The organism is Floridaenema evergladense BLCC-F167 (assembly GCF_041929205.2).
GTDB classification, from domain to species: domain Bacteria; phylum Cyanobacteriota; class Cyanobacteriia; order Cyanobacteriales; family Aerosakkonemataceae; genus Floridanema; species Floridanema evergladense.
On the sequence record NZ_CM171625.1, the window covers coordinates 3625614 to 3642943 of the forward strand.

Here is a 17330-nt window from a genome sequence, read left to right on the forward strand (position 1 = left end):
GTTTTTCCTAGCATTAACTTTTTTAATATAGCCAGGTTAGAGATTGTGTGTTTAGCGATCGCTCGCTTCCACCCGGAAACGCTCTACAGAAGTTAACAAATTCCGTGCCACACCAACTAGATTTTGTAATTGTCCTGACACTCTTTGTGCTTCTTGGGAAGTTTCTTGGGCGGTAAGTTCCACTGATTGCACTACCTGTGCTACATTGTGAGCCGCTTGAGTTTGCTGAACTGTATCGGCAGTGATCGATCGCACCAAAACGTCAATTTGGTTAGACACTTGAATAATGTCATCCAAACTCCGCTTCGCTTGTTCGGCAACTTTCGTCCCCTCAATTACCTGCTGAGTACCTTCTTCCATTGCCATCATCACCGAGCCAGTTTCGCTTTGAATTTGCAACACGATTTGCTCAATTTCTTTGAGTGCTTTTGCCGATCGATCCGCCAATTGTCGCACTTCATCAGCCACAATTGCAAAACCCCGACCCGCTTCGCCAGCCCTCGCCGCTTCAATACTCGCGTTTAATGCTAACAAATTGGTACGGGATGCGATCGCCGCAATCAAAGCCACAATCTTCGCAATCTCCTGGGAAGACTCCGCCAACCGTTTCACTTTGCGGGTAGTTTCCGCCACAGTTTCCCGAATCCCCAAAATACTGCCTACAGTCCGTTCTACCGCATCGCCGCCCTTGCGAGCCATTGCCGAAGCACTGCGTCCCACTTTTTCCGCCTCAGCCGCACTATCCGCCACTCTAGCAATCATCTCCGTCATCCCCTGCACCTGATTTAAGGTGACAGCCAATTCTTCCGCTTGGCGCAAAGCATCAGCTGAGAGTTGACGAGCAAATTTCTCGTTTTCCGAAGCACCCTTGTTAACTTGTTTAGCCGCCTCAATTACCTTAACCACGATTTCCCGCAGGTTTTGAATCGTCAAGTTAAAGGAGTCAGCTACCGCACCCAGCACGTCAGCCGTTACTTCAGCTTGAACAGTCAAGTCACCTCTAGCGGCTCCTTCTACATCATCCAACAAGCGAATTACTTGTCGTTGTAAATCTTCTTTTGCTTGTTCTTGTTCTTCCGCTTTCCGCTGTGCTTCGCTGGTTTGAGTCAGCATAATCCGCGTCATTTGGTTAAACGCTGCTGCTAATCTCCCCAGTTCATCTTCCGAGTAAACTGTAGCTTGGGCTGATAAATTTCCTTGAGAAACCGAATCAAACTGCTCGTGTAAATTTACTGTTTGGCGACGAATTTGCCGTACCATCAACCCACCAACCAGCATGGTAGTCCCAAAACTCACTACTCCTGCTACTCCCGCCATTGCCAAACCTGTAAACTGCATTTGGGCGAGACTTTCTCTCGTTGGGGCACGAAAAGACAGTTGGGAATTTTGGGTGCTTAATGTACTAGTGACAAAAGTCACCGCAGCAACGGAAATTGCCGACAAAAAACCTACTGTTATGGCTGCATAGGTGCGTTTGCGAGCTAGAGGAGCATTTTCAAAGAAAGCTAACAAACCTTGTTCTACAGTAACAGTTGGTTCTGTAGTTCCGGTTCCTGATTGGGGAACAAATATTGGTGGTTCTGTGGTGGGGAAATTATCATCATAACCAAAGGCCGATCGATCGCCTGCATCTGTTAAGTCCGATCGAATTCCCCCCGTCGAAATTCCCCCTGATAAACCAAAAGAACCCGTTTGCGGATGAGGTTCTAAAGTAGCTGAATCTTCCAAATTGTCAAAATTAGGCAGATTGGCTAAATCATCATCAAATTCGTCAAATTCTTGGAGAATATCATTCTGAACTTGCTGCCGGGAGCCAGAAACTGGCATGGAAAAAGTGGCATCATCGTCGTTTTCTTCCCCAAAAGCCACATTAAAGGCATCAATTTCTTCCGTACTGGGAGTTAGTTCATTTCCCAACAGAATTGTTTCATCTTCACCAACCGCACCTCTAGAATAAGCCGGACGGGAAGACCCCTGGTTAGTGGAAACTGGAGGTCGATCGGGAAAAGTTGGTTGCGAGTTTGACCAACCAGCAGAGTCTTCTTCAGGATAAGCTAAATCTGGGTTGTATTCATCGTTGTTGTACTCCGCATTGTCGTATTCCGCATTGTTGTACTCTTGGTCAAAAGCATCATCTGGGGAATCAAAAGCGGCTTCCTGGGTATATGCAGCAGAATCAGTAGTAAATGAGTAATTATTGGTTTCTGATTCTTCTTCTAGGTAATAATTATTTTCCTGATTTGGGTCTTGGGCGAACCATCCAGAGGAAACATCTGTTGATTCTTGGTCAAAGTATGTTTGTTCTGAGGAACCAGCAGCAAAGGGATCGACAAACATTTCCCCAGCATCAGTACCATGACCGTTATCGTAGCTATTGCTGTAGGTATTACTGCCAAAGGGGTTATCATCGTATTGTGCAGTTCCTTTGCCAGTTTGATAGTCAGAAGGCATGGCAGGAATATCTTCAATATCGTCTAACCCTAAGTCATCTAGCCCAAATTCATTGGCGAGGGTGACGCGATCGTGCTGATTCCAATCTTCATTTCCTTCTTGTTGATAGTCCTCCTCATAATCCATTTCTGGAGCAGCACCATTGGCATCTGAGTAACCTTCATTACTATTCAGGTAATCCAACCCGCTGTTAGCATAATCGATATATTCTGGATTATCTGTGAGTCTGAGCACATATTCATATTCTTCTCTGGCTGTGTCATACTGTCCCAGGTTGGAATAAATATGACCTCGGAGTAATCGGATACTTGGTTCTTCCGGGAACTCCGAAACGAGTTGATCGACAATTTCTGCCGCTTCCTCGTCTTTACCTTGCATATATGCTGTTTGAGCTTGTTGGTATTTCTGCGTGTGTGTGCTAAATGGCATTTGCCTCCTCCCGCTAAATGAGTACTGAGTGCTGAGTTTGAATTAGTTGGAAATTATTTAGAGCGGGTTTTATACTCATAAATCATTTGCTGTTACCCAATAATTATTTACGAAATTTGTCTTTCTTGATTTTGCGCTTAGAAAGTGAATTGAGCGTTAAGGGCAAGAGAGTTATTAACTTGACTCTTTACTTTCTAGACCAGAGTAGAATATCTGTTTTTTATTAGGCACTCAACACTGCTTCCACAATTTTAGGCTGCCCAGCGTGCCGATCGCAGAATCGCCACTTGGTCTAATAATTGCAGAGTTTTATTGGCTTGAGCGTCTAATACCCATTCACCCCGAAGAAAGGGTGCCATACTATCTGGTGCATTATTTGACATTTGAAAACCTGTTTCTACATCTAACCAATCCATGCCGACAATCTGTTCAACTGCCAAGCCTAGCATAGTATCTTGGTCTTCTATGGCAATCACCGGAATTTCTGAACGGTCAGTATTTAATCCGGTTGATTCTCCTAGAAACTGACCTAAATCAGCTACCCAAATTACTCTACCCCGAAAATTGAGCGTTCCCAAGAGTAAGGGAGAAGCATTAGGGATTGGTGTAATTCTATCTGGTGGTGACTCAATTACTTCTTTGATACCCATTGCGGGTAAAGCTAGTTCTGTGGTTGGTGTAACATAAAACCGCAGATGTAACTCACCTTCTGGGCTTTCTAATTCTTGAAATTCGGAAGTTTGGTCTTGACCTTTTCCGGTTAAAAAGTCTGGACTACCAACCATAATAGTTTTCCCTATCCTCGTAATAGTTGTTTAACCGTACCGATCAGTTCTTTTGGCTGAAACGGTTTGGCAATGTAGGCATCTGCACCCTGTTTCATGCCCCAATAGCGATCGAATTCTTCACCTTTAGAAGAACACATTACTACAGGTACATTTTGGGTTTTCGGATCGGCTTTGAGGCGACGGCAAACCTCATAACCGTTCATTTTGGGCATGACAATATCTAAGACTACTAGATCGGGACAGACACCTTGGATGAACTGGAGTGCTTCTTCTCCATCAGTGGCAACTTTAACGTTTAGTCCGCTGCCACGTAACAGATCGGAGATCATTTCTCTTTGGGTGACGCTATCCTCTACTACTAAAACTGTACTCATAATTTTTTACCTGACCTGCTAATTCCACCAGATGAGAAGATAAAACTAAAAATCTATCAAGGTTGCCGCTAACACATATCAATATTAGTCAAGTATTCAGCACCCTAGTTTAGTATTCCCCACTATGACCGACTTACATTCAAGTCGGAAGAATTACTTAATCCTATTTCCTCTTCTAACGCATCGATCAATAGTTGGGTGGCTTTGACTTCATCGATGTCGCTCTTACCAATATATTTCTCCGCTAACATCAGTAATTCACTGTCACCAAAGGGTTTGGTAAGGTAGTCTGTTGCACCTACCATTCGGGCTTTGACGCGATCGATAAACCCATCTTTACCTGTTAACATGACGATCGGAGTTTGGCGAAAAGCAGTAGAACGTCGCAACATAGCACAAATTTCAAATCCATCTAATTCAGGCATAATAATGTCACAAAGAATTAGGTCTGGTTTAATTTGGAATACCAAGCTCAGTGCTTTCAAAGGGTCGCTAATCACAGCTACAGCGTAACCATTTTGTTTGAGTGTTTGTTCCACTGCTTTACAGGTGGCAATCCCATCATCAATGAAAACTACGCTGTGTGTCCCAGGGTTCGCCTCGACAGGGAATTCTCCGGCTGCCGAATTAGTGCTGGAATTACTAGGATAAACTAGTTGCACCCAACCTTTCTTAATGTATGGGTAAATGGCTTTAGCGACTGGGAGGATTTGGCGATTTAAATAGCGTGCCATTTGCCGCAGGGAGTGTTGTCCATCTGCCCAACTTTCCAGAATTCTAAAGGTATTTTCTGGTAATTTTTGCCGTAAAAGTGAGGATTCTACAATCACCGGGCATTGTTCTGGGGATTGAATATGAGGAGTAAATTGTTTCCACTCTTGTACCTGTTTCATAATCTGTGTCACCAGAGGAGCAATTTCCAGGGTGGTGAGTTGGGGAGCTAAGGCGGGGCCAATTTCAAAAACGAAGGAGCCTTGGTGTAAGCTGAGAAGGTCGAACAAAGTTTCCTTGACCATGTTTTGAATGATGCTTCTACCTTGGGCTGGGGTGAGGACATGAGTTTCGAGTAACGTCCATAGGTAGCCGTATTCGGGTGCGTTGGTAGTGGCGATCGCTGGTACATACAGTTGCTCTACTGCTGAATCTAACCGATAACGCCGTAAATAATCCCGTAGGCGAGACAAACTGCTGTCGTTGTCTGCGGCATAAGCAATTTGTCCGTTGAGGAAAAATACAATCCAAAACTGTTCTGCTACTCGGAATTTTGCATCACGAAACGCTTGTACTTCTAAGTACCCTGTTCGTTGACCTAATTCGATAAGTTGCAGAATACTACGAATATCAATTTCACTTAACGTTCCCTGCATGGAACTATTTCGCTCTCCTAATAAACTGTCTCGATCTAACTTGGTGCTACTACTGTAGATGTTTTTAGTCTAGGTTAGAATTTAACGTAGCGGTAAACTCTATTCTCCTGATACTGTTACTCTCTAAGTAAAAAGTATGGAGTTCAAGTAGCAAGTTTACAAAATTTAAAATTGTTGCTCTTGACTCAGAGTTGTTAATTTTTCTTAGCGATCGCAAGTGCAGATAATCATGGCATTTCATAGGTAAAATTCACTGCTGAGGCGGTAAGCTGTTTTCATCTGCCGTTTCAAGTTAAATTAACCAGTGGTTAAGGTTGATTCCTTTCGATCGGGTTGGCTCGGTGGAAGACATTGGGGAAATCTGGAGACAAGTCAATTTGTTTTATGAGCGTTGTCTGCCTAAACTAGGGTTAGTAGAACTAAATAATATCCAGGAAAGGTTTAGCCAAAGCTCGAACCTAGACACATCAAGAGGAATATAGGCGTGCTGTATCTAGCGGAAGTATTACAAAAAAAATCTGGCCCATTCGGGGGCAATAAAACGGATCTGAAACTGCTGGCTTGTCAGCGAAGCGAAAGTTGGAGTGCAATCACTGGTGAGGAAGTGGTTGCTCTTTCTCCTGAAGAAGGAAGCAAGTACGGCGACGGAGCGCTAGTTTTGGTTGAACTGGGTGGAAATCGCCAAGTGCAGCGCATTAATCCGGGGCGAGATTTGGTGGGGATTCTACAAAATTTTTCGCGATTACAAGAAAAGTATAAAACGAAGGAAGAAGAAATTGAACAGTGGAAGGAGTCGCTAACTTACCAAGCTCATGAGTTGAATCGTCGGGAGATGGAAATTCAAGCGCGTCAAGAAGAGTTGGCGCAGATGGAGCAGGAGGTAGAGCGATTTGAGCAGCAAAGACAAGAAATTACTAGTTTTCGTGAGGAAACGGAGCGATTAAAGGAGGAGATCGATCGCAATCGTCAGGAATTAGAAGGTGCTTGGGCGCATTTGAAGGGGGAACAAGAGCGGGTTAAAGAGTTGGAAGCTCAGTATAAACCGCAACCAGTTCTGGATGACCAGCAAGCAAGGCAAATTCAGGAGATTTTAGAGAGATTATCTCAGACGATCGCTTCTCCAGAACCAATCAGGGAACAACTTGGTTGGGCGTTTGATGCACTCAATCAAAAGCAGGCAATTTTAGATCAGCATTGGCAACAGTTGGAGCAACAAAGAGCAGCGGCGACTGCACTTCAAGAAAGAGTCGATCGGCAAGCGAGCAATCTGCAAAGTCGTTGGCAAGAGTTTTACCAAGCTCAGAGTTCAGTGGATCAAGCAAGGGAAGCTTTAAAGGTGCAGCAAAATTCTTTATCTTTGAAGCAAGAATATGCTCAAAGCTTGGCGGTTCGCTTGCGAATGCAAGATGAATTGTACCAACAAGTGCAACGGTTGGCAGCGATGTCTTCGGAGGTGAAGATTAGCCAAGAAATTGATTTGGAAGCTTTAGAACGGATGGCGATCGGAGATTTACAAGGAGTTGTACAAAATTTAAAGTTGGAGTTGGATAAGGCGAAGCGTTTTGTGAGCGATCAAGAAGAAGAGTTGGAGTTAGTACGTCAGGCGATCGCAGAATTACAACAAAAGCTTCAAGAAACTAACGATCGAGAACGTCAAGGTTTACAAACGGAATTATCAGATGAACAAGACCGTTACCAAATGTTAGAAGAAACTATGGTCGGTCAACGTCGGACTCTCCGAGAACGGGAGGAAATTTACTCTCAACATTTGAAGGTGTTACGCCGTCGTCAAGGAGTAGCTGATAGTGAGGTATTAGAAGGGCAAAAAATCGATTTAGGGCCAGTTTTATCTGAGATTGAATCGGTTCGTCAACAACAGGCGGAAGAGTTACAAAGATTGGAACGGGAAATTGAGCAAATGCGCTCTAGTATTGGGCAAGCTCAAACAATGGTAGATGCTCAAGTTCAGCAACAGGAAAATCAACGCCAAGAGTTACAAACTAGCGAACAAAATACCGAAACTCAAAAGATTTCTTTAGCGGAATCTTGGGGTAAAGTGCGATTATCCGAGGAGATTTTGCAACAGCTTCAAGATCAGGTTAATGAAGTGCGGCAAAAGTTAGAAGCGATCGCTGGTTTGCTGAATCATATCCAAGAAGTTGGCGATTATCAATTTCATGGCATCGCTGAAATGCGGAAAATTATTTATAGTTTGCTTCCTAGCGAGTTACAACAATTAGCAGCTTCTTAGGAAGGCAGAGGGCAGAAGGAAAGAGCTTCAATTTAAACTGAAGGATTCTGTCTTGCTGCACTAAGCTTTTTTCAAACGAATCCAGTCGTTTTCTACTTGGGCGATCGTACCACCGGGAAAAGGATCGGTACAAGAACGATTAGGTGCTGTAATTAAAGCTGTTATTTTTTCTATTTGCTCAAAACTAGGAGCAAATCCTAAATTTTGCTGTAAGAATTGTCGCATCACTCGCCTTTGAATCGCTAAAGGTGTGGAGCTTAAAATTGAGCGATTTATCTGCGGAATGGGAGAGTTATAAGTAGCTTTTTGCAGAATTTCTTGAGCAGTATTTTCTAAAAATTCTACTTCTGCTTGCAAAAGTTCCGCTGTTTGTGCTAAGGCTTTTTCCACTTGGGGATTGAAGTTTTGTTTGAGGTAGGGGATTAATTCTAATCTGATGCGATTTCGCTTATATTTTAATTCTTCGTTAGTGGAATCTGACCAAATTAGTAGTTGAAATTGGCTGCAAAATTGGGCGGTTTCTAAGCGGGTAATTTCTAAAAGTGGGCGAATTAATTGGATTTTTTGGGTTAAATTTCTTTGCCAGGTTAAACTTTGTAAGCCATCGGCACCGCTGCCACGAGTTAAGTTGTAGAGTAGGGTTTCGGCCCGATCGCTCGCTGTATGCCCTGTAACAATATAGCCATAATTAAAAGTTTGGGCAACTTTAATTAATGCTTCATATCGCCATTCTCTCGCCGCCGCTTCACTTTTTAATTCTCGATCGGTGACTGACAAATAAAATGGTAATTGCCAATTTTGAGCAAGTTTTTCTACATGATTCGCGTTAGCTTCTGAGTCACTTCGCCACCGATGATCGCAATGACAAATTCCTAGTCGCCATCCCCATTTTGATTGTAAATCTAACAGTAATTTACTTAAACAAAGCGAATCTTGTCCCCCAGATACTGCAATTAATATATTTTGGTTTTTGGGTAAAAGTTCCCGTTGTCGCAAGGTGCGATGTATTTGGGCGTGGAGGGGTGTCCAGAGTGAGGAAGAAAACATTTAAATTGAACCGCGAAGACGCGAAGGACACGAAGAAAGAGGAAGAGAGAAGAGGAAGGTTTAGTTTTCGGTTTCTTTCATTTGTTTACGAATATCGTCTAGTGGCGAAGGTGGTTGTTTAGGTTCGTCTGGGCAAAATTCCAGGGTTATTTTCATCCTAACTTTGCCTCGTTGCCAATCTCCCCCTGGTTGTAATACTTCACATCTTACTCCTTCTTTTTGCCACTTTTCTACCCTTTGATCTATCGAATTTCCTATGATATATTTTATTGCTTGTTCTTGAAATTGCTCCACTTTTAACATTTGTTGAGTAATTGCATTTACTCTAAATGCGTCAAAATTATTAAGAGCTACCACATCTTTACTGTTAAGTTCCTTGAAATTATTCATAGATAAGCTGTTAAGCATTTAAACAGGGATAAGAGCATTACCTTTATTTTTAAGTTTTCGCTCCCATTTAATAATTAACTGTCCTTCATTTAAAAGTTGATGCAATAAATATTCTAATTCTTCGATTGATTTAAATAGTCGATTAGCAATAAATTCTTTTGCTGAATGCCAAACTAATTCAATTAAGTTATAATCCGGGCTATATTTGGGGAGAAACTCTAAATGAATATTGGGCATTTCGGCAGCAATTTTCTGGAGATATTCAGCTTTTTTGTGGAAACTAGCATTATCTAGAATTATCACTATTTTGGCTCCTTTTTCCGCAAATTCATCGGCTTCATTGCCAGCAGCTACCCATTCAGCAATCAATTCTTGATAAAACAGTTTTAGCACTTGATAAAAACTTTCTGAATTGCTTTTATCCAGAAACTCCACAAACCTTTTCTTGTCGGAATACCTCAGCCCTCCCATTACATTAATCCGACCCTTTCTTCGCTCTCCCCTCACCTCTTTTCGGCTACCTTTCTTACACCAATTCTTTCTTTTTATCACGCTTAAACTAAAACCGCTTTCGTCCCAAAACCATACTTGTAAACGTTCTGGGTTATCTTTTTCTATTTTTAAATATTCGGTTATCTTCTTTTTAAATTCTTTTCTTTTTTCCGGCTCTCGCTTTCCCTCTAAGCTGTACTTCGCCCAGAGGTAAACGAACTTTTTTTTCTCTAATATTCTCCTAACTTGCGACCCACTTAATTTTATTCCTGTCGTTTCTGCTAAATATGTTGCTAATCTTTCTGCTGTCCATCTGCCAAATTCGTATCCTAATTCTTTGGGTTCTTTATCTACTGTCTCTAATAATATTTCTCTATATTTATCTGTGGCTTTTTGATGATTCCCCTTCATCCTTTCATCCACTAGGCTTTCCAGATTATCTGGATCTCCATGTACGCACCAATAAGATACTTTATTTATTGAACAGCCCAGAAATTCCGCTATTTTAGCTTGAGTTTTTCCATCATTTAGCAACAGTAACATCAGAATTCTTTCTCTAATGTTTCCATTTTCTTCATCTTTTAGGGCTTTTTGTAGCTTCTCTACTTGTTCTAAACTCAGATGATTCTTTGCTGGCATTCCCTGACTCATTTTGCTCGGTTGACTTTTCCATTTTACCCTATTTAAATGATTAACAGCTTAGCACTCCTATTTAATTTGAGAATAATATTTTTTTGAACCGCAGAGACGCAGAGGACACAGAGGAAAAAGAGGAGTTATTTTTCAGTTTCTTTCATTTGTTTACGAATGTCGTCTAGTGGCGAAGTTGGTTGTTTAGGTTCGTCTGGGCAAAATTCCAGGGTTATTCTAATTTTTCCTTTCTGCCAATTTTTGCCAGGTTTGAGAACTTTGCAAGTTACTCCGTTTTCAAAGAAACCGATTTCCTCTTCTCTAGGATTAAAAATTTCTTTAAGGGTTTGAAGTAATTCTTCAGCTGTAAAAGTGCAACAACCATCGAAAATTTCTTCGGAAATTCCAGATATAACGTCGTTTTCTAAGTCTATTCGTTCAAATTTATTTACCATAATAATAGCTTTGGAATCATTTAATTAATGAACTCCTATCTTGACTGATTATTATAATTTACTCGCCTGTTAAATAGCAATTATTTTATTAACTCCTAACTAAAAGCTTTTTAATAGCTCTAATCAAATCCACAGGTTCAAAAGGTTTAGTAACATAAGCATCTGCACCTTGTTTAATTCCCCAGTAATGATCGAATTGCTGATCTTTACTGGTACACATAATTACTGGTATATATTTCTCCTGAAATTGTGTCTTTATCCACCGACAAAGTTCATAACCATTCATTCTGGGCATGACGATATCAGTTATTACTAAATCTGGACATTGAGCCTCCATTTTTTCCATTGCTTCAATGCCGTCAGCTGCTTCAATAACTTTTATACCTTTACTTCTGAGTAGTTCTGAAACCATAGCCCTAACAGTAGGACTATCATCGACCAGTAGAATTGTAATCATAAGGAGTTTACACTTAGCTGAACGCTAATCAGCTTTTTAGATTTAATTTACGCTTTAGTCAGTAAGAGGGATCGGCTTTTGCCGCAAGGAAGACAATTACGCTCAATTCTCAATGACAGCTAATTAGCAAATTAAATATACAACTTTCTAGAATAACTCACAAATATTTAAGTTACAGTGTATTTTTGGGTAATTTTGCATAAGTTTGCAAAAAGTCAGCAACCAGCTGACAATTAAGAATTATTGTCAGCCGATCGCTTAAACTTGAAGGTTAAAAGAACCAGCCATAGCTATGTAAACCTTTACCTAGCAAATTAACTCCTAAGTAACAAACCCAGACTACAACAAACCCTGTTGCTGCTAAAATTGCTGGTTTTCTCCCTTGCCAACCACGAGTAATTCGGGCGTGCAGGTAAGCAGCAAATACTAACCAAGTAATTAATGCCCAGGTTTCTTTGGGGTCCCAACTCCAATAAGAACCCCATGCTTCATTAGCCCACACAGCCCCAGCAATAATCCCAATTGTTAATAGTGGAAATCCTAAGCCAATGACTCGATAGCTAATATTATCTAGGATTTCGGCTAAGTTGAGACGTTGGGGCGAAAGTGGTTCGACTACGGTTTCTTTTGCTGACGTTTTAATCACTTCTAAAACAGCTGTTTTAGAGTTGCCATTATGTTCGACTTCTTGAGGAATGACAGCATTTTGTTCGACTGTAGCAGCGGTGGTTTGTGTTACTAAATCTCCGTAACGACGTAGTTGATAATTGTGGTTCCGAAAGCTTCCTGTACCTACAGAACTGCCTCGTAATTCGATGTTTTTTCCTCTGGTAATTACTAAAAATGCGATCGCTAACAAAGACCCAACCATCAAACAAGAATAACTCAACATCATCACACTGACGTGCATCATTAACCAGTTTGATTTGAGTGCGGGTACGAGTGGTTCTGCGGTTTGCATTTGCGCGGGTAAGGATAATGCGGCAAATGCTGTTATCCCCATTGCTACAGGTGCGGTGACGACTCCTACCAACCGACTACGACTCATATTTTCGGCGATTAAATGAATCGTAGTAATTCCCCAAGTCAGAAAAAATAGGGATTCGTAGAGGTTGCTTAAGGGAAAATATCCCGCTTCTATCCAGCGTGCTCCCAGTAAGGAGGCGATGCAAAGGTTGGCGATCGTCATCCCTGCCGTTCCCAATGCTGGTAATACTGGAATATTGGGAAATGCTGCGCCACCCCAGTAAATCAGCATCGTCATGAATAAAATCGCAAAGCTAGTGTTATCTAACCAATTCTGGAGTAAAACCAGATTCATAAAAGTGTTCTCCCCGATCGTTTTATTAGTTTAATCCCTTCTATCGAATAGAAAAAATGGCTCTCCAACACTTGTGGTGGAAAATTCTGGTTTTAGGGAATGGGGACTGGGGATTAGGGACTGGGAAACCTTATGGAGTAGGCACTTTGCTAATTAATTAGGTTTACTTATCACCATGAGTACGGGAGAGCCGAAAAAATAACGCTACAGATTTCTCTCCCCATCCCCCCATCTCCCCATCTCCCCATCCCCCCATCCCCCGATCTCCCCATCTCCCCATCCCCCCATCCCCCCATCTCCTCACCTCCCAGTCCCCTACTTCGGTGGTACATTAGGCACAGGCAAAATTCCCCCTTCTTTGACTTTTTTCAGCTTAACGAAAATGTCGAAGCGGCTACTGCGATCGTCGCTGACTGCTGCGGTAACGCCAATTGCTTTTATAGGAGAAAGCTGATTTCTGAGGTTATTTTGCGTAGTGGCATCGGGTGAAAGTCGAAATAAAAAACTCAGTAAGTTAGCTGTGGTATCTACTCCCATTCGTTCAATATTAATGAAAAAGTGACCGTTATTAGGTTTAAGTTCTGACGGAATTGTACTGCGGAATAATTCGTTTTCCGTCAATTTTTTTTGAGGTCGAGGCACTATTTCATTTGCGATCGGCGCACCTAAAGTGAAAAAAGCGACATTGCTATTTAACCAACCTTGGGACATTTTTACTCCTAATGTTGGAGAAATTAAATTGACTACTGGTTGATTAGCTAATTGACTTTTTTCTGTTTTAAATTTGTATTTATTACTCATTACTGCATTGAGTTGTGCCAGATTTTTTTCGGCAGTTTGGCGATCGCTACTTTTCACCATAAACACTATACCTGGCTCAATATTTGTCGATAGAGTATTTGATTGCTTTGTTGGAATTAATGATAAAGAAAATTCTCCTCCCATCCAAGAAACTAAATCTCGATCTAAATCTAGTCCAGAAAAACTTTTGACTGCACTTCTTAACTCTTTTGGTTTAAAAGGAGTCATAGGGTTTGATTCTGCACCTTGGACATATTCCTGCCAAAACTGTTTTAAATTTCCCCCAGAAACCATCATTAAAGTGTTAGCTGGTAATAGTTGCGGCATCTCTCCTGCATTATTACTGATTTGGTATCTTCGTTGGCTATTTGGCTTTAACCAAGAAATACTTTTAAATCTAATTCCTTGGGATTCTAAAATAATATTTGCTGCCAAACCTTGCTGTTGTTGAATTTGTTCTAATCCTTGGGGAGAGAGTTGCTGTTGAGTTGTTTTGGCTGCTACTGCGGCGGCGGGAATATTTACATATAATTTAGCAAAATCTCGGTTGTCAGCAATTTTCTGCAAAGCTTCTTTGTAACCGGGAGTGTTGGCTAAAGATGCCGCGCCGTTGTAAGTATCAATTACTCGATCGATCCCTCTGCTATCTGTACTAATTACTAAAAATTTTGTATCAAGAACGGCTGTTGAGTAACTTTCATCCTCATTTACTTTGGTTTCTTTAATCTTCACACCTTGATATTCGCGTTCAGTCCACTGATTTTTATTCACTGAACTTTGTGATTGTTCTAATATTTGTTTTGCTTGAATTGGGTTATCAATTGGTAACACCATCACTACTGATTGTTTTTCTACTTCCGGCACTTCTGAATCAGCATTTTCTGACTGAGTTGCAGGGGTAATTTGTTTAGTAAGTTTCCCCTCAGAGGTTTTTTTCGGAGGTGGTAAAAAAGCTAAAGTTACTTGTTTACCTAACCAAGGTTGGATATGTTGCTGATAATTGTAACCATTGGCGGTGAGAAAGCGATCGCGCAATTTCGCCAAACTCTGCTCAAAACCAGCTTGACTTTGAGGCGTACCAAACTCGCGCAACTGTTGCCATTGTCGCTCATCTGTCGAGACAGATAACGCCATTAAAGCATCTTGGGGAATTAAAGCAGCACCTACAGGTAAATCCTCATTAGAGTATTTTTCCTGAGTTAATACCCAGTAAACAGCACCACCACCATTAATGATGGCAGCGCTCACAGCTAAAGTTAGGATTAGAGAAGATATCTTGTTTTTTCTCATTATCTAGAAATTCCCACAGCTGAGAAAGCCTGGGATTTTAACTTCAATGAATCGACTTATCTTGATAATGTTACCATCCCCAAGCCAAATCGAATGAATCAACAACAATCATCAGTAACTCAACTGCCAAATTTATACCAAACTGACTTTTACGCTTGGACACAGGCGCAAGTAAAATTTCTCCAAGAAGGTATTTGGAATTGCTTAGATATACCTAATTTAGTTGAGGAAATCGAATCTTTGGGGAGACAAGAAAGACAGGAGTTAAGAAATCGTTTAGGAATATTATTAGGACATCTGTTAAAGTGGGAGTTTCAATCCTCTGATCGTTCTAAAAGTTGGATAGCGACAATTCGAGAACAGCGTTACAGGATTATCAACCTTCTGGAAGAAAGTCCCAGCTTAAAACCTTACTTACCGGAAGCGATCGCACAAGCATAAGCTGTCACGCATTTAAATCACTTATTAAGATTGCAGGGGAGCAGGGGGGCAGGGGGGCAGGGGAGAGAATTAGACGAATTTTTTTCTGTTTCCAAACAATCCAATTTAAATGCGGAACACCATATCAATACGGATTAGCTTTAGCTGTTCGAGAAACCCCTCTAAATTATGAAGACTTTCCCGCAGACTGTTCTTATGACTTAGAACAAATTTTAGATTTGGAATTTTTCCCTCAATAGTCTGTTGTAACGACTTCAGTCGTCAATCCGACTAAAGTCGTTACATCAAATTAGATGAAAAAAAGCGATCGCGCCGTAGCCTAAGTGACACTTTGCGCGATCGGATAAACCTCCAGCAAAAATCGAAATCTTTTATTTACAATTAAAAAACCAGAATTCGCATTTCACCAGAACTTAAATTACATTCGTAGCGTATTCCCCAAAACTTAATTTTCTGGACAATAATATTGAGGAGCTACTTTCAAAGTAATTTCTATATTCTGCTTACCTACATTATTCATTAAGTTGCTTAACTGTTGTTGATTCAACTTTTCTACATCCTCAGTACGTATTTGTTCAAGAGATTTACCTTCCTCCAATCGTTTACATACTGACTCAGTATAAGAACGGCTGGAAGAAAGCATATTTCTCACCCTTTCTTCTGGATAGGTCTTAGCCAACTTATCATATTGTTCTTCAAATCCAGAATAACCAAGCCTTTTTCTCTGAACAGGAACACGCTGCGCTACTGGAATTGCAGACCTTGTTACCGTTCTAGAACTACCACTACACAACCTCGTCAAGTCGAGAGTATTTCCCCTATTAGTAACCATGTGACATGGTAAATCCTTAGCAGAAGTTTCCGCAATGGGAAAACCATATTCTGTTTGAATTTGGGCTAGTGCAGGTAAAGGTTGTAGCGCTAGAGTTAATAAAGCAAACTGGAATAACTTGGACATAAAAACAACCGACCTAGAGTATTACACTCCTAGAATTCCCAGTTGCATCTCTGCACTAACAACTTCATCAAATCTTCTTAAAACTGCTGGTAAGTGTATCACCAATTCTCTGTAAAATGGCGCTTAATGATTGCCCCTCCCTGTGGACGGAGAGGGGTTTGGGGTGGGGTTAATTAAGTACAATATAAATGTTTGTAAACTGTATCTCGTTGCTGGTAACTACGACCCAAAGAACTAATTGCAGCTTGTAAAGTCTCTACTTCCATGCAAGTCCCACCTTGAGCACCTGCCATTGTTGTAATATGTTCTTCCATTAAAGTTCCGCCAATATCATTACAACCCCAAGTTAAAGCAGTAGTCGCACCTTCCAAACCAAGTTTTACCCAACTCGGTTGATGATTAATAATCCAATTTCCCAGAAAAATTCTTGCAACAGCAGTCAGCAAAAGTGCATCTGATAAAACTGGTTGATCTCTCCCTACTCGGCGGCGTAGCGGCTTCGGTGCTTCTTGTCCCACAAAAGGCAAAAGAATAAATTCCGTAAAGCCAACAAATCCCTTTTCTCTAGCAGTTTGTTGCAGTTTTCGTAATAAACTAAAATGTTTAATTTGCTGTTCGGGTGCTTCAATATGTCCCGAAAGCATGGTACTTGTTGTAGGCAAACCTAATTTATGTGCAGTACCAATAATTTCTAACCAAGTCGTAGAATCAATTTTTTCAGGACAAATTACCTTGCGGATTTCATCATCTAAAACTTCCGCAGCAGTTCCAGGAACTGAACCAACTCCCGCATCTTTTAAAGCGGTAATTACTTCAGTGTATGTCAATCCATCTTCTCTGGCAATAAATTGTATTTCTTGCGGGGAAAAAGCGTGTAAATGTAATTCAGGAAATGCGTTTTTAATGCCTTTAATTATGTTGAGATAGTAATCTAAAGAAGTGCCATTAAGTTTAGCTTTAGGGTTGAGTCCTCCCTGCATACAAATTTCGGTAGCACCTCTTTGCACTGCATCAGTACTTTTTTCTAAAATTTGGGTTAAATCTAACCAATAAGCGCCTGTTTCTCCTTCGTCACGACGAAAAGCGCAAAAACTACAATGCTGTTCGCAGATGTTAGTAAAATTAATGTTGCGATTAATGACATAAGTTACTGTATCTCCGACTTGGCGTTTTCGCAGTTCGTCAGCAGTGGCGCGAATAGCATCAATAATATCTGCATCTATTTGCTGCAAAAGTAAAATTCCTTCTGCTTCTGATATATCGTAACCTGCGAGGGCGCGATCGAGAATTGCATCAACTGTTTTAGTAATCACGGCATATTTCAGGAGAGCGGAACTTCTTTATTTTATTGACTTTTACGAACATTGTAGAGATGTTTCATGAAAGGT

At 41.0% G+C, this 17330-nt stretch carries 15 protein-coding genes and 1 pseudogene; 3 read left to right on the top strand and 13 right to left on the bottom strand.

Annotated elements, in window-relative coordinates; translation table 11 throughout:
* Window positions 1-51: 51 nt before the first annotated feature.
* From ACE1CA_RS17645 to ACE1CA_RS17660, 4 genes are all read right to left on the bottom strand, one after another.
* Entirely contained in the window at window positions 52-2880 is a 2829-nt protein-coding gene (locus ACE1CA_RS17645) for a methyl-accepting chemotaxis protein (protein ID WP_413281098.1), read from the bottom strand.
* Between the two features lie 251 nt (window positions 2881-3131).
* Entirely contained in the window at window positions 3132-3665 is a 534-nt protein-coding gene (locus ACE1CA_RS17650; RefSeq protein ID WP_413281097.1) for a chemotaxis protein CheW, read from the bottom strand.
* Window positions 3666-3676: 11 nt separating this feature from the next.
* Window positions 3677-4042 (bottom strand): response regulator transcription factor, encoded by a 366-nt coding sequence (locus ACE1CA_RS17655; protein WP_413281096.1) that lies wholly within the window; start codon window positions 4040-4042, stop codon window positions 3677-3679.
* Window positions 4043-4164: 122 nt separating this feature from the next.
* Window positions 4165-5409, bottom strand: coding sequence for a response regulator (locus ACE1CA_RS17660; protein WP_413281095.1), 1245 nt, complete (start codon window positions 5407-5409; stop codon window positions 4165-4167).
* A gap of 484 nt (window positions 5410-5893) precedes the next feature.
* On the opposite strand from ACE1CA_RS17660, the gene hmpF reads away from it, so the two are divergent.
* Window positions 5894-7660 carry a pilus motility taxis protein HmpF gene (hmpF, locus tag ACE1CA_RS17665; RefSeq protein ID WP_413281094.1) on the top strand — a complete coding sequence of 589 codons (1767 nt, stop codon included), beginning with the start codon at window positions 5894-5896 and terminating at the stop codon, window positions 7658-7660.
* Between the two features lie 60 nt (window positions 7661-7720).
* Here the strand turns inward: hmpF and tilS are convergent, their stop codons facing one another.
* From tilS to ACE1CA_RS17700, 7 genes are all read right to left on the bottom strand, one after another.
* Window positions 7721-8707, bottom strand: coding sequence for a tRNA lysidine(34) synthetase TilS (tilS, locus tag ACE1CA_RS17670; protein ID WP_413281093.1), 987 nt, complete (start codon window positions 8705-8707; stop codon window positions 7721-7723).
* Window positions 8708-8767: 60 nt separating this feature from the next.
* Window positions 8768-9097 (bottom strand): KGK domain-containing protein, encoded by a 330-nt coding sequence (locus tag ACE1CA_RS17675; protein ID WP_413281092.1) that lies wholly within the window; start codon window positions 9095-9097, stop codon window positions 8768-8770.
* Window positions 9098-9115: 18 nt separating this feature from the next.
* The gene (locus ACE1CA_RS17680) at window positions 9116-10228 is read right to left on the bottom strand and encodes an IS630 family transposase (protein ID WP_486517980.1); all 1113 of its coding nucleotides are present in this window, start codon (window positions 10226-10228) and stop codon (window positions 9116-9118) included.
* A 137-nt stretch (window positions 10229-10365) separates the two neighbouring features.
* Entirely contained in the window at window positions 10366-10674 is a 309-nt protein-coding gene (locus ACE1CA_RS17685) for a KGK domain-containing protein (protein WP_413282021.1), read from the bottom strand.
* An 88-nt stretch (window positions 10675-10762) separates the two neighbouring features.
* Window positions 10763-11131: a response regulator gene (locus ACE1CA_RS17690; protein WP_413282020.1), complete on the bottom strand. Its 369-nt coding sequence runs from the start codon at window positions 11129-11131 to the stop codon at window positions 10763-10765.
* A gap of 271 nt (window positions 11132-11402) precedes the next feature.
* Window positions 11403-12452 (bottom strand): c-type cytochrome biogenesis protein CcsB, encoded by a 1050-nt coding sequence (gene ccsB / locus ACE1CA_RS17695; RefSeq protein ID WP_413282019.1) that lies wholly within the window; start codon window positions 12450-12452, stop codon window positions 11403-11405.
* A gap of 315 nt (window positions 12453-12767) precedes the next feature.
* Window positions 12768-14501 (bottom strand): DUF3352 domain-containing protein, encoded by a 1734-nt coding sequence (locus ACE1CA_RS17700; protein WP_486517424.1) that lies wholly within the window; start codon window positions 14499-14501, stop codon window positions 12768-12770.
* A gap of 135 nt (window positions 14502-14636) precedes the next feature.
* Between ACE1CA_RS17700 and ACE1CA_RS17705 the strand changes: the two are divergent.
* Window positions 14637-14981, top strand: a pseudogene (locus ACE1CA_RS17705) (DUF29 domain-containing protein); the annotation flags it as partial.
* Window positions 14882-15223, top strand: coding sequence for a DUF29 family protein (locus tag ACE1CA_RS17710; protein ID WP_413282016.1), 342 nt, complete (start codon window positions 14882-14884; stop codon window positions 15221-15223). The pseudogene ACE1CA_RS17705 and the gene ACE1CA_RS17710, both read left to right, overlap by 100 nt.
* Window positions 15224-15429: 206 nt before the next feature.
* On the opposite strand, the gene ACE1CA_RS17715 is transcribed toward ACE1CA_RS17710, so the two are convergent.
* Window positions 15430-15942, bottom strand: coding sequence for a hypothetical protein (locus tag ACE1CA_RS17715; RefSeq protein WP_413282015.1), 513 nt, complete (start codon window positions 15940-15942; stop codon window positions 15430-15432).
* Window positions 15943-16115: 173 nt separating this feature from the next.
* Entirely contained in the window at window positions 16116-17255 is a 1140-nt protein-coding gene (gene cofH, locus ACE1CA_RS17720) for a 7,8-didemethyl-8-hydroxy-5-deazariboflavin synthase subunit CofH (RefSeq protein ID WP_413282014.1), read from the bottom strand.
* Window positions 17256-17330: the final 75 nt, after the last annotated feature.